Consider the following 12,022-nt stretch of genomic DNA (forward strand, 5'->3'; position numbering starts at 1 on the left):
CCGGCTCCCGCCGGCGTCGCGCGTGGCTCGGGGCGCGCCGGGTGCTCACGGCGACAGGGTGTTCTCGGAGCGGCGGCCGGCCAGGTAGTCCCGCACGTTCGCGAGGGTGGCGTCGACGATCTGGCCCACCGCGTCGTGGGTGTAGTACGCCTGGTGCGAGGTCACCACCACGTTCGGGAAGGTGATCAGTCGGGCGAGGGTGTCGTCCTCCACGGCCTCCAGGGAGCGGTCCGTGAAGAACAGTCCGGCCTCCGCCTCGTACACGTCCAGGCCGACGCCGGCGAACCGCCCCGCCCGGAGTTCGTCCACCAGCGCGTCCGTGTCCACCAGTGCGCCGCGGCTGGAGTTGACCAGGATCGCGTCGTCCTTCATCAGCCGCAGCGCCGCGCCGTCGACGATGTGCCGTGTGGCGTCCAGCAGCGGGACGTGCAGGCTGATCAGGTCCGACTCGACGAACAGCGTGTCCTTGTCCACGTACTTCATGCCGAGTTCCACGCAGGCCGGGTTCCGCGTCACGTCCCAGCCCAGCAGGTTCATGCCGAAGCCGCGTGCGATCCGGGTGAAGGCCTCGCCGATCCTCCCGGTGCCGAGGACGCCGACCGTGCGGCCTCGCATGTCGCGTCCCATCAGTCCGGTGAGGCGGAAGTCGAAGTCCCGGGTGCGGTTCGAGGCCCGCACGATGCTGCGGTTGACGGCCATCGCGAGGGTCCAGGCGAATTCGGCCACCGAGAACGGCGAGTAGGACGAGACCCGGCTGACGGTGAGGCCGAGTTCCCGGGCCGCGTCGAGGTCGATGTTGTTGAAGCCGGTGGAGCGTTGGGCGATCATCCGGGTCCCGCCGTCGGCCAGGATCCGCAGCACCCGGCCTCCGAGGTCGGCATTGACGCCGGAGGAGACGATCTCGTACCCGGCCGCGATGGGGGCGGTGTCCTCGCCCAGGGCCACGTCCAGGCAACGCACCTCGTGCCGGCCCGCGAACGCCTTCTCCATGAGCGGCTTCTCGTCCGCCTGCACCCCGAATGCGAGGATCTCCACGTTCGCTCCCGTACCGTGTCGTCGCCCGCACCGGATCATGGGCCCTTTGTCACGATACGACCCATGATCCGCACACGCGCTCCGGCTCAGCCGAAGAAGACGCCCGCCTCCGCGTAGAGCGCCGGGTCCACCGTCTTGAGCTTCGCCGTGGCCTCCAGGATCGGCACCCGCACGATGTCCGTCCCCTTGAGCGCGACCATCTTGCCGAAGTCGCCGTCGCGCACCGCGTCGACGGCGTGCAGACCGAAGCGGGTGGCCAGCCAACGGTCGAAGGCGCTGGGGGTGCCGCCGCGCTGGACGTGCCCGAGGACCGTCGTACGGGCCTCCTTGCCGGTCCGCGCCTCGATCTCCTTGGCGAGCCACTCGCCGACGCCCGACAGCCGCACGTGTCCGAAGGAGTCCGTCGTCGCGTCCTTGAGCACCAGTTCGCCGTCCGTGGGCATCGCGCCCTCGGCGACGACCACGATCGGCGCGTAGCTGGCCTTGAAGCGGGAGGTGACCCAGGCGCAGACCTGGTCCACGTCGAAGCGCTGCTCGGGGACGAGGATGACGTTGGCCCCGCCGGCCAGGCCGGAATGGAGCGCGATCCACCCGGCGTGGCGCCCCATGACCTCGACGACCAGCACCCGCATGTGCGACTCGGCCGTGGTGTGGAGCCGATCGATGGCCTCGGTGGCGATGCCGACGGCCGTGTCGAAGCCGAAGGTGTAGTCGGTGGCCGAGAGGTCGTTGTCGATGGTCTTCGGCACGCCCACGCAGGGGATGCCGTACTCCTCGTACAGCTTGGCGGCCACCCCGAGGGTGTCCTCGCCGCCGATCGCGACGAGCGCGTCGACCTCGAACTTCGCGAGGTTCTCCTTGATCCGGCGGACCCCGTTCTCCAGCTTGAACGGGTTGGTGCGCGAGGAGCCGAGGACGGTCCCGCCGCGCGGCAGGATCCCGCGCACGGCCGGGATGTCGAGCGGGACCGTGTCCCCGGTGACCGCGCCGCGCCAGCCGTCCTTGAAGCCGAGGAACTCGTACTGGTACTCCTGCACGCCCTTGCGGACGACGGCCCGGATGACCGCGTTGAGCCCGGGGCAGTCTCCGCCGCCCGTCAGCACTCCGACCTTCATGGAATCTCCCTTCGGCAAAGGGCCCACTGAGCCCAATGAGCCCGCACGACCGTCACGCTAATGGTGATTCAGGTCACATCAAGATGCCGGGGAGAGGCAATTCCGGTGGATCCAGGGGGCGTTACCGCACACCCGTTCACTCGTAAGGGGACCACGCGTCGGGGAGCCGCGTGTACGGGACTACGCGTCGTCCAGGCCGCGCTCTATGGCGTACCGGACGAGCTCCACCCGGTTGTGCAGCTGGAGCTTGCCCAGGGTGTTCTGGACGTGGTTCTGCACCGTGCGGTGGGAGATGACCAGCCGCTCCGCGATCTGCTTGTACGAGAGCCCCTTGGCCACCAGGCGCAGCACCTCGGTCTCGCGGTCGGTCAGCTGCGGGGCCTTGGGCTCGTTGGCGGCGGCCGGCGCCGGGTCGGTGGCCAGCCGGCGGTACTCGCCGAGGACGAGTCCGGCGAGGCCGGGGGTGAACACCGGGTCTCCGGCTGCCGTGCGGCGGACGGCGTCGATGAGCTCCGCGGCCCCGGCGGACTTCAGCAGGTAGCCGGTCGCGCCCGACTTCACCGCCTCCAGGACGTCGGCGTGCTCTCCGCTCGCGGAGAGCACGAGCACGCGCAGGGCCGGGTCGGCGCCGACCAGCTCCTTGCAGACCCGTACGCCGGGCATGCCCGGCAAATTGAGGTCGAGGACCAGGACGTGCGGGGCGGCGGCGTTGGCGCGGCGGACCGCCTCCGGGCCGTCGCCGGCCGTGGCCACGACGTCGAAGCCGGCGGCGGCCAGGTCGCGGGCGACCGCGTCCCGCCACATCGGGTGGTCGTCGACGACCATCACCTTGATGGAGCTGAGCTCGCCGGGCTCGTTGGTCTCGGTCACTGGGTTCTCCCCCTCGGTACTTTCAGTTCCACTTCGGTGCCCTGTCCGGGGACGGACACCAGCTCGGCGGTGCCGCCGAGATCACGCAGCCGGCCCCGGATCGACAGGGCGACGCCCATCCTGCCCTCGCCCTCCGCCTGGTCCAGTCGACCGGCCGGGATGCCGGGGCCGTCGTCGCGAACGGTGACGATGACCTCGTCGCCCCAGTCCTCGACCAGGATCCAGGCCCGGGCGCCCTCCCCCGCGTGCCTGCGCACGTTGTCGAGGGCGGCCCCGACCGCCGCCGCCAGCTCCCGCGCCGCGGGCGCCGGGAGCAGCACCGGGGTACCGGGCTCGGCGAAGCTCACCTTCGAGCCGGCGTGGGGGGCGAGGAGGCCGCGCAGGTCCAGCTCGCCGTTCCCGGCGGCCGGCTCCTCGTCGTCGTAGGAGTCCACGAGCGCGCCGAGCGACTCGTCGCGGGAGATCCGGGAGGTGGGCACGAGTCCGCTGGAGACCAGGGTGCGCAGCGCCACCTCCTGCTCCCCCGCCATCCGGCCCAGGTCGGCCGCCTCGCCGCCCAGTTCGGTGCCGCGCCGCTGGACCATCGCGAGGACCTGGAGGACCCCGTCGTGGATGTCGCGGGCCAGGCGCTCGCGTTCGCGGGTCGCGGCCTCGATCTCCAGGGCGCGGGCCAACGTGGCCTCACTGGCCCGGGCGACCTCGACCACGTAGCCGATCGCGATGGAGGCGACCCAGACCAGCAGGACGTTGTGGAGGGTGTCGCGGGTGGGATCGCCGCCGTGGACCACGATGTTCGCGGCGGCCACGAAGGTGGAGGCGAAGCCGGCCCAGCGCCAGCCGCCCTTGAGGGCGAAGGCGAGGACCGAGCCGGCCGTCCAGATGCTGGGGAGCGTGGGGCCGCCGCCCGCGATCCGCTCCGCGTTGTCGGCGAGCGGGGTGAGCAGGATCCCGGCGATGGCGACGCCGAGGTCGGCGCCGAGGAAGGGCTTGGTGCAGCTCGCCGCGTTGGACACCCGGCGGTGGGTGGCCAGGGTCCAGACGGCGAGGACCGCGAGGTAGCCGACCGCGACGCCGGGGTGGTCGAACTCCTTGTACGCGGAGGCGAACAGCAGCACCGCGTAGACCATGGTCAGCAGCCGATAGCCCGTCAGGGCCCGCCACAGCGGCTGCTCGACCGACATGCGCACGACGCGCTCGCGCTTCGTCATCTCCCCCACCCCGTACGGGCGGTGTCGCCCGCCCCGCTACTCCGCGCCCTGCTCGCCCTTGTCGTTCTTGTCCGCCTTCTCGGCCTTGGCGGCCTTCTCGGCGTCCGCGATCTGCCGCTTGGCGGCCGTCGCGTAGATGTCGACGTACTCCTGGCCCGAGAGCTTCATGATCTCGTACATGACCTCGTCGGTCACCGAGCGCAGGATGAACCGGTCCCCGTCCATGCCGTGGTAGCGGCTGAAGTCCAGCGGCTTGCCGATCCGGATGCCGGGTCGCATCAGCTTCGGCACCACCTTGCCGGGCGGCTGGATCTTCTCGGTGTCGATCATCGCGACCGGGATGACCGGGGCTCCGGTGGCGAGCGCCACCCGGGCCAGACCGCCGGGCTTGCCGCGGTAGAGGCGACCGTCGGGTGAACGCGTGCCCTCCGGGTAGATACCGAACAGCTCTCCGCGTTCGATGACGTCGATGCCGCTCTTGATGGCGGCCTCGCCGGCACCGCGCGCTCCGGAACGGTCCACCGGGAGCTGGCCGACGCCCTTGAAGAAGGCGGCCGTCAGCTTGCCCTTGACGCCGGGGGAGGTGAAGTACTCCGCCTTCGCGATGAAGGTCACCTTCCGGTCGAGCACCGCCGGAAGGAAGAAGGAGTCCGAGAAGGACAGGTGGTTGCTCGCGAGGATCGCCGGCCCCTCAGCGGGAATGTTTTCGAGGCCCTCCACCCACGGCCTGAAGGCGAGCTTCAGGGAACCGCCGATCGAGAACTTCATTGCGCCGTAGATCAACTCGAAAGCCTTCCTGTGTCTGTCGAACAGACCTTATCCCCTGGCTCCCCCGGGAGCGTTCCTACGACCCTGGTCGGTACCACCCCGGTCGCGTACGGTGAAGTCACACAGCGCTACGCACCCGTACCCCCTCACCACCCCTCCATCCCCCTCGCATTCCGATCAACAAGGAGACCCTGGTGCCCGTCCTCCCTGGAGCAGAGCCGTTCCGCCACGAGGGCGGAGAGGTCGGCGTACTGCTCTGCCACGGCTTCACCGGTTCCCCGCAGTCGCTGCGCCCCTGGGCCGAGTACCTGGCCGAGCGGGGGCTGACGGTGTCGCTGCCGTTGCTGCCCGGGCACGGGACGCGTTGGCAGGACATGCAACTCACGGGCTGGCAGGACTGGTACGCCGAGGTCGACCGCGCGCTGCGCGAGCTGCTCGACCGGTGCGAGCAGGTGTTCGTCTTCGGGCTGTCGATGGGCGGCGCGCTGACCCTGCGCCTGGCCGCCAAGCACGGGGACTCGGTCAGCGGCATCGTCCTGGTCAACCCGGCCAACAAGGTGCACGACCCGCTGGCCTTCGCCCTTCCGGTGGCCAAGCACGTCATCCGCTCCACGCCGGGCGTCGCCAACGACATCGCGAAGCCGGGGTCGGTGGAGGTCGGCTACGACCGCGTCCCGACGCGGGCCGCGCACTCGCTGCGCGCGTTCCTGCGCCTGGTGGACGCGGAGCTGCCCCAGGTCACCCAGCCGGTGCTGCTGCTGCACAGCCCGCAGGACCACGTCGTCCCGCCCGTGGACTCGGCGCGGGTGCTGTCCCGGATCTCGTCCACGGACGTGACCGAGACCCTGCTGGAACAGAGCTACCACGTCGCGACGTTGGACCATGACGCGGAGCGGATCTTCGCGGACAGTTTTGCGTTCGTCGGACGGCTCTCGAAGAGCATCGGCAGGGAGGGGGCGGCCAGCGGTGGCTGAGCACGAGGAGTCGTCCGGGGGTGTTCCCCCGTTGGACGAGGAGGCCGCGTGGGCGGCGATCGTCGCCGGGTACGGGCAGGAACCGCCGGACCCGCCGGGATCCAGACCGTTCCGACCGATCGAGAACCTGATGCTGCCCGAGGAGGACGTCCAGCCGACGCCCCCCTCGGTCGGGAAGCCGCCGGAGAAGGACGCCGGTCCCGGTGACCCGCCGGCCCCCGCCGGGCCCCTGGGCAGCTCGGTGACCTTCGCGCCGGGCGTGGGCGGGGCGGGTCCCCGGGACCACTCGCCGGTCGAGCCGAAGGACGAGGACGTGACGCCCGAGGACCGGGCGGACGAGGGCCATTTCGTGCCTCCGGAGCCCGAGCTCCCGGTGGCGGACACCACGTCCAAGTTCGCCTGGCTGGCGGTCGTGGGCGGGCCGGTCCTGCTGCTCGTGGCGGTGCTGCTCCAGTGGGAGATGACCTGGTGGCTGACCACCCTGGGCATCGGCGGCTTCCTGGGCGGCTTCGCCACCCTGGTGGCCCGCATGTCGCAGGACGACGATGACGAGGACGACCCGGGGCGCGGCGCGGTCGTCTAGGCCCTGTCGGGCCCGGTCGGGGCCGGTCGGGGCCGGGCCGGGCCCCGGTGCGACGCCGCCCCGGGTGCGGGGCGTCCGCCGGCGTCGCACCGGGCGGCTCAGTGCGACGCCGGGACGGCGCCGAGGCGCAGCGCCGCCAGCACCGGGAGGTGGTCGGTGGCGTCCCTCAGGTCCGCGCCCGTGACCCCGGGAAGGCCCGTCGGGACCCCGCAGCCCAGCACCTCGATCCCCTTCGACGCGAAGACGGCGTCGATCCGCCTCGGCTCCGCGGACCGGAGCCAGGTGTGTTCCCCGCCCCACGGCGCCACGGCCCGGCAGTCCTGGAGTTCCGCGGCCAGCAGGCCGAAGGCCCGGCCCTCCGGGCCCTCGTTGACGTCGCCGGCGGCAATCGCGTACGGGACGTCCATGCCCGCCAGCCGCTCCAGCAGCAGCCCCGCGTGTTCCTCCCGTTCCCCCGCGTCCAGCGGCAGGTGGGCACTGAGCACGCCGACCCTGGTCCCGGGTGCGGGCCCGAAGCGGACGACGGCCGTCGCGAAGCCCCTGCGGTGCAGTCCCGGCCGCAACGGCAGCAGAACGTCCCGGGTGTGCTCCACGTGCGCGCGCAGCGAGCACAGCAGCAGCGGGCCGGCGGCCGTCGCACCGCCGGCCAGCACCACCAGGTCGCACTTCGACGCCAGTCGCGCCGCGTGTTTGCGCCACCGGAAGAAGCGCGGCGCCTCCTGCACGCACACCAGGTCGGGCTCGCACGCCCGGATCACGCGGGCGAGCGCGTCCTCGTCGTCGCGCAGCGAGCGAATGTTGTAGCTGAGCACCCGGATCACGGCTGAACCGTCGGGCTCCGTATGCGACTTCGGCAGGTCCATGCCCCGCAAGATACGCAGCTGCCCGCCGCTCCCACAGGGGGCGCGGCGGGCAGCGGAGGGAACCGGGTGCGTCAGCCCTGGCGGGCGAGGTCGGCCGCGCCGACCATGCCGGCCTTGCCGCCGAGCTGCGCGGCGAGGACCTGCGCGTGCGGGCGCCAGGCGCCGCCGATCAGCCAGCGCTTGAAGGACTTGCGGATCGGGTCCAGGACGAGGTCGCCCTCGTCGGAGACACCGCCGCCGACGATGAACGCGGACGGGTCGAAGAGGGACGCCAGGTCGGCCAGGCCCGCGCCGGCCCAGCGGGCCAGCTCGCGGAAGGAGTCGATGGCGACGAGGTCGCCGGCCCGGGCCGCCTCGCTGATGTGCTTGCCCTCGATGCCCTCGGGGGTGCCGTCGCCGAGCGCGAGCAGGGTCGTCGCGTTCTCGGGGGTGGCGTTGGCGCGCTGCTTGGCGTACCGGACGAGCGCGCGCCCGGAGGCGTACTGCTCCCAGCAGCCCTGGCTGCCGCATCCGCACAGCAGACCGTCCGGGACGACCCGGATGTGGCCGAACTCGGCGGCGACGCCGAAGCGTCCGCGTCGCAGCTTGTTGCCGATGATGATGCCGCCGCCCAGGCCGGTGCCGAGCGTGATGCAGATGACGTCGTCGTGGCCCTGGCCGGCGCCGAAGCGGTACTCGCCCCAGGCCGCGCAGTTCGCGTCGTTCTCGACGACGACCGGCAGGCCGATGCGCTGCTCGACCTTGTCCTTGAGCGGCTCGTGGCGCCAGTTGATGTTCGGCGCGAAGAGCACGGTGGCGCGCTTGTCGTCCACGTATCCGGCGGCGCCGATGCCGACGGCGTCGATGGTGTGGTTGCTGCTGACCTCGGACACGGCGGCGCAGATCGCGTCCGTCACTCCGTCCGCGGTCGGCGGGGTGGGCACCTTGTACGTCTCAAGGATGGTGCCCTCTTCGTCGACCACGCCGGCCGCGATCTTCGTGCCGCCGATGTCGACGCCGATGGTGAGTCCCATTAGTCCCTCGGTTTCCGGTCAAACCCCGCCACGGCCCACCGTACCCGAGCGCGACGGAGGATCAGTCGAGATCGATCCGCTCGGACGGGCCGGAATCGGGACCTTCTTCCCGGTCGTCGCGCCCGGTGCCGGGGGTGCGGGGGGCGCTTTCCGCGCGGGGGCCCGGAGCGGAGGGCGCGGCCTCGTCGCGGGTCCAGCGGCGCTCGTGGCCCTCGACGGCCGACCGGTAGGCGGCGAGCAGCTCGGAGCCGGCCGCCGCGAGGTGGTCGAAGACCTCGGGGTTGCGTTCGATGACGGGCTTGGCGGCGGTCTTGGCCTGGGTGACGAACTGGCGCACGGCGCCCTGGGCGGTGGCGCCGAGCAGCGGGTTGTTCAGGGCGGAGACCTTGTCGGCGACGGCTTCGAAGAGCTTGAACAGTTCCTCGGAGGCACTGCCGGTGCCGGTGCCCGCCTGGCCCTGCCCCGCCCTGCGGCGCTCCTTCTCCGCTGCGAGGTCCTCGGCGCAGGCCTTGGCCCAGGCGTCGTCGTCGATGGGGCGGTCGGTGGCCTCGCTCATGGCGGACTCCTGCGGCGGATGCGGGACGTACGGGACGGACTACCTTCGACGGTACCCGAACGGTGGTACGGGCCTCAGTGCTCGCGGGGCCACAGCTGCGGATCCGGGGTGAAGCGGACGCGCAGCTCGCCGTCGGTGAGGGCCGCGCCGGTGACGGTGCAGCGCCGGAGCGCCGACGGCAGCGAAACGATCCTGCGGTACGGGCCGGCGGTGAGCAGCAGTTCGTCGCCGCGCCGGATCAGGTCCAGGTCGGACTTGCGGGCGCCGGGCAGCGGCACGACCCAGACCAGCACCCCGTCCTCGGCGAGCCGGTCCTCGACGGCCCAGGCCCGGCGGTACACGGCGGCCTCCCGGGGGGCGACGGCTTCGGTGTCGGTGTCGGTGAGCAGGGTCAGGTCGCGGAGGTCGCGGGGGTCCCGACCGAGGTGCGCGAGCGGGACCACGGTCAGCTCGGCGGCCCACCGGTCGGCGTGCTCGCGCTGTCGGGCGGCGAGGTCGGCGACCCACGGGTCGGCGGAGTCCTGCGGGACCATCCGGTTCGCGACGAGGGAGGCGACCGGGAGCCGGTGCAGGGCGAGCCCGAGCCGGCCGGTGCGCAGCGCGTCGTCGGAGGCGGGTCCGGGCTCGGCCACCAGGCGCAGCTCGGTCGCGGGCGACTCGACGACGGCCTCGACGGCGGCCAGTTCCTCGTCCCAGCGGGCGGCCGCGTCGTACAGCCACTGCGCGGGCATGGGTACCCCGGCGAGCTGGGCGAGGACGGGTCGCAGGGCCCGGGCCGCCTGCCGCTGCGCGGGCAGCAGCCGGGCCAGGTAGCGGCGCAGTTCGGCGGGGAGCGCGAGGGTGGTGATCGCCTGGTGCAGCGGGGGCATGTCCACGATCAGGAGATCGACGCCGGGGGCCGAGGCGGCTCGACGCAGGGCCCTGAGCAGGGCGAACTGTTCGGCGCCGGGGAGTTCGGTGAGTTCCTCCGCGCCGAGCGGCCGTCCGCCGAGCATCCCGAGCAGCGAGGCGCCCCGCTCCTGGAGGGTGACGAGTTCGGCCCGGAACTCCTCGCCGGAGTCGATCCGCGCGGCCCGGATCCCGTGGGCGACGGGGACGGCCCTCAGCCCGGGCACGACCTCCGCGACGGGGCCGGTGGTGGGCCCCAGCAGCTCGACCAGGCGGTCGTCGGGGGCGCCGGGGTCACCGGACAGCAGCAGTACGCGGCGTCCCTGCCGCGCGGCGGCGAGGGCGGTGGCCGCGGCCACCGTGGTCCGACCGGCTCCGCCGGGGCCGGTGATCAGCAGGGTGTGCATGGTGCGGTGCTCCTGTGAGGGGGTACGGGCCGGGCTCCGCCCGGGGTGCGCCCTCCGGCGGGGCTCCGTCCAGGGCCCCGCGCCTCGAACGGCGGCGAGGCCGGAGTCGGCCGACTCCGGCCTGCGCTCAGGCGGATTCGACGCGCTTCTTCAGGCCCGCCAGGGCGCGGTCGATGATGACCTTCTCGGCCTTGCGCTTGATCATGCCGAGCATCGGGATCTTGACGTCCACGGTCAGCTGGTAGGTGACCTCGGTGCGCTTGCCGCCGTCCAGCGGGGCGAGCCGGTACGAGCCGTCCAGCTGGCGGAGCATCTGCGACTTGTCCAGCGTCCAGCTGACCTCGTCGGCGCCCGTCCAGGAGTAGGCGAGCGTGTGGTCGTCCTTGATCGCGCCGGCGTCGAGGAGCAGGCGGACCTTCTCGGCGCGGCCGGCGGCGTCGGTGGCCAGCACCTCGGCCTCCTTCACCTCGCCGGTCCAGTCGGGGTAGCGGGCGAAGTCGGCGATCACGGCCATGACGTCGGCCGGGGCCGCCTCGATCGTGATGCTCGAGCTGGTGTGTTCCGCCATCGCGGTCGCTCCTCCGGGTCGGGGGCACCTCCCAGCGGTGGCTGGGGAAGTTCGACAAGTGTGCGGGGGCCTCCGGCCGCCGCGTGAAGGCTACCGCGCGTGCGGGGCCGGCCACTCCAGTGGCTCCCCGGTCCCGGGGTGCCGGCCGCCGGAGCCGGCGGCTCGGGCCCGGACGGCGGCTCCGGTCACCACTCCATCGCCCACGGCCGCCCCGTGGAGGCGAAGTGTCCGACGTTCACGCACTCCGTCGCCCCGATCCGCATCCGCCGGGCCATCGGCTGGTGCACGTGCCCGAACAGCGCGTACCTCGGGCGGGTCCGCCGGATCGCCTCCAACAAGGCCTCGCTGCCCCGCTCGAACCGCCTGGCGACCGTGTCGTAGCAGAGCTCCGGCACCTCCGGCGGGATGTGCGAGCAGAGCACGTCCACCTCGCCGAGGGCCTCCACCTTGGCCGCGTACTCCTCGGGGTCCACCTCGTACGGGGTCCGCATGGGCGAGGGCAGCCCGCCGCCCACGAAGCCGAAGACCCGGCCGCCGATCTCCACCCGCTGCCCGTCGAGCACGGTCGTGCCCGGTCCGGCGTACTCGGGCCACAGGCCCGGCATGTCGACGTTGCCGTAGGTGGCGTACGTGGGATTCGGGAACGCGGCGAACATCTCGGCGTACTGGCGTCGCACCGCTCCCTCGATGAGCGTCTCCCGATCGAGGTCGCCCCACAGCCGCCGGCCGAGATCGCGCGCTTCCGCGTAACGGCGGGCGGTGCGCAGTTCCACGATGCGATCGGCGTTCTCGACGCCGAACAGATCGGGGAAGATGCCGCGCGAGTGGTCCGCGTAGTCGAGGAAGAGCACCAGGTCACCGAGGCAGATCAGGGCGTCGGCGCCCTCTCCGGCCCGTGCGAGCGCCTCGGCGTTGCCGTGGACGTCACTGACGACATGAACCCGCGTACGACTCTCCCTGCCCACCATGCCGCCACCCTAGGGGCGCCCGGCCTCGACGGGTAGGGGAAGCCCCACAGTCGGCCCACCTGCGGTTACTTCCGAGTCGCGAACGGGGTCGACTAGTGTCGGCTCGGCACGTCCGTGTCGTGTGACGCATGGAACATCTGGCCGGTTCCCCCTATCCGGAACCCACTACCGGTGGGTAACGTCCGGTCGGTCCACATGGTGGCGAT

General features: G+C 72.4%; 13 protein-coding genes. 2 read left to right on the top strand and 11 right to left on the bottom strand.

All coding sequences use genetic code 11. The features are described 5' to 3' along the window. Positions 1 to 45 precede the first annotated feature (45 nt). The 5 genes from ACQEVM_RS26955 to ACQEVM_RS26975 form a co-directional block, all read right to left on the bottom strand. A complete protein-coding gene (locus ACQEVM_RS26955; RefSeq protein ID WP_433083205.1) occupies positions 46 to 1,035 on the bottom strand; it encodes a 2-hydroxyacid dehydrogenase in 990 nt (329 codons plus the stop codon). A gap of 86 nt (positions 1,036 to 1,121) precedes the next feature. Beyond that, positions 1,122 to 2,150, bottom strand: a complete 1,029-nt coding sequence (locus ACQEVM_RS26960) for a 6-phosphofructokinase (RefSeq protein WP_433083207.1) — start codon at positions 2,148 to 2,150, stop codon at positions 1,122 to 1,124. A gap of 180 nt (positions 2,151 to 2,330) precedes the next feature. After that, positions 2,331 to 2,975, bottom strand: coding sequence for a response regulator (locus ACQEVM_RS26965; protein WP_267803546.1), 645 nt, complete (start codon positions 2,973 to 2,975; stop codon positions 2,331 to 2,333). Positions 2,976 to 3,016: 41 nt separating this feature from the next. Next, positions 3,017 to 4,228 (bottom strand): MacS family sensor histidine kinase, encoded by a 1,212-nt coding sequence (gene macS / locus ACQEVM_RS26970; protein WP_433083209.1) that lies wholly within the window; start codon positions 4,226 to 4,228, stop codon positions 3,017 to 3,019. Between the two features lie 36 nt (positions 4,229 to 4,264). Beyond that, on the bottom strand, positions 4,265 to 4,996 hold the full coding sequence (locus ACQEVM_RS26975; RefSeq protein ID WP_433085390.1) for a lysophospholipid acyltransferase family protein: 732 nt from the start codon (positions 4,994 to 4,996) through the stop codon (positions 4,265 to 4,267). 194 nt (positions 4,997 to 5,190) lie between these two features. Here ACQEVM_RS26975 and ACQEVM_RS26980 point away from each other — a divergent pair, with 194 nt between their 5' ends. Further along, entirely contained in the window at positions 5,191 to 5,970 is a 780-nt protein-coding gene (locus tag ACQEVM_RS26980) for an alpha/beta hydrolase (RefSeq protein WP_433083211.1), read from the top strand. After that, positions 5,963 to 6,553 carry a hypothetical protein gene (locus ACQEVM_RS26985; RefSeq protein WP_433083213.1) on the top strand — a complete coding sequence of 197 codons (591 nt, stop codon included), beginning with the start codon at positions 5,963 to 5,965 and terminating at the stop codon, positions 6,551 to 6,553. The genes ACQEVM_RS26980 and ACQEVM_RS26985 overlap by 8 nt, the downstream gene beginning before the upstream one ends. 98 nt (positions 6,554 to 6,651) lie before the next feature. Here ACQEVM_RS26985 and ACQEVM_RS26990 read toward each other — a convergent pair whose 3' ends face one another. The 6 genes from ACQEVM_RS26990 to ACQEVM_RS27015 form a co-directional block, all read right to left on the bottom strand. Next, positions 6,652 to 7,416 carry an endonuclease/exonuclease/phosphatase family protein gene (locus tag ACQEVM_RS26990; RefSeq protein ID WP_433083215.1) on the bottom strand — a complete coding sequence of 255 codons (765 nt, stop codon included), beginning with the start codon at positions 7,414 to 7,416 and terminating at the stop codon, positions 6,652 to 6,654. A gap of 71 nt (positions 7,417 to 7,487) precedes the next feature. After that, a complete protein-coding gene (locus tag ACQEVM_RS26995; protein ID WP_053676048.1) occupies positions 7,488 to 8,429 on the bottom strand; it encodes an ROK family glucokinase in 942 nt (313 codons plus the stop codon). 61 nt (positions 8,430 to 8,490) lie between these two features. After that, the gene (locus ACQEVM_RS27000) at positions 8,491 to 8,985 is read right to left on the bottom strand and encodes a DUF5304 domain-containing protein (protein WP_433083217.1); all 495 of its coding nucleotides are present in this window, start codon (positions 8,983 to 8,985) and stop codon (positions 8,491 to 8,493) included. Between the two features lie 74 nt (positions 8,986 to 9,059). After that, the gene (locus ACQEVM_RS27005) at positions 9,060 to 10,280 is read right to left on the bottom strand and encodes an ArsA family ATPase (protein WP_433083219.1); all 1,221 of its coding nucleotides are present in this window, start codon (positions 10,278 to 10,280) and stop codon (positions 9,060 to 9,062) included. Between the two features lie 127 nt (positions 10,281 to 10,407). Continuing rightward, positions 10,408 to 10,848 (bottom strand): SRPBCC family protein, encoded by a 441-nt coding sequence (locus ACQEVM_RS27010; protein ID WP_433083221.1) that lies wholly within the window; start codon positions 10,846 to 10,848, stop codon positions 10,408 to 10,410. A 185-nt stretch (positions 10,849 to 11,033) separates the two neighbouring features. Further along, positions 11,034 to 11,816, bottom strand: a complete 783-nt coding sequence (locus ACQEVM_RS27015; protein ID WP_433083223.1) for a metallophosphoesterase family protein — start codon at positions 11,814 to 11,816, stop codon at positions 11,034 to 11,036. Positions 11,817 to 12,022 lie beyond the last annotated feature (206 nt).

The sequence above is a fragment of the Streptomyces sp. CA-243310 genome, assembly GCF_050936775.1.
In the GTDB taxonomy this organism is placed as follows: domain Bacteria; phylum Actinomycetota; class Actinomycetes; order Streptomycetales; family Streptomycetaceae; genus Streptomyces.

What these genes read in the sequence shown, in the direction of transcription:
- ACQEVM_RS26960 (WP_433083207.1), bottom strand. Translation starts at nt 2,150, where the DNA reads ATGAAGGTCGGAGTGCTGACGGGCGGCGGAGACTGCCCCGGGCTCAAC.
- ACQEVM_RS26965 (WP_267803546.1), bottom strand. Translation starts at nt 2,975, where the DNA reads ATGGTCGTCGACGACCACCCGATGTGGCGGGACGCGGTCGCCCGCGAC.
- macS (WP_433083209.1), bottom strand. Translation starts at nt 4,228, where the DNA reads ATGACGAAGCGCGAGCGCGTCGTGCGCATGTCGGTCGAGCAGCCGCTG.
- ACQEVM_RS26975 (WP_433085390.1), bottom strand. Translation starts at nt 4,996, where the DNA reads ATGAAGTTCTCGATCGGCGGTTCCCTGAAGCTCGCCTTCAGGCCGTGG.
- ACQEVM_RS26990 (WP_433083215.1), bottom strand. Translation starts at nt 7,416, where the DNA reads ATGGACCTGCCGAAGTCGCATACGGAGCCCGACGGTTCAGCCGTGATC.
- ACQEVM_RS26995 (WP_053676048.1), bottom strand. Translation starts at nt 8,429, where the DNA reads ATGGGACTCACCATCGGCGTCGACATCGGCGGCACGAAGATCGCGGCC.
- ACQEVM_RS27000 (WP_433083217.1), bottom strand. Translation starts at nt 8,985, where the DNA reads ATGAGCGAGGCCACCGACCGCCCCATCGACGACGACGCCTGGGCCAAG.
- ACQEVM_RS27005 (WP_433083219.1), bottom strand. Translation starts at nt 10,280, where the DNA reads ATGCACACCCTGCTGATCACCGGCCCCGGCGGAGCCGGTCGGACCACG.
- ACQEVM_RS27010 (WP_433083221.1), bottom strand. Translation starts at nt 10,848, where the DNA reads ATGGCGGAACACACCAGCTCGAGCATCACGATCGAGGCGGCCCCGGCC.
- ACQEVM_RS27015 (WP_433083223.1), bottom strand. Translation starts at nt 11,816, where the DNA reads ATGGTGGGCAGGGAGAGTCGTACGCGGGTTCATGTCGTCAGTGACGTC.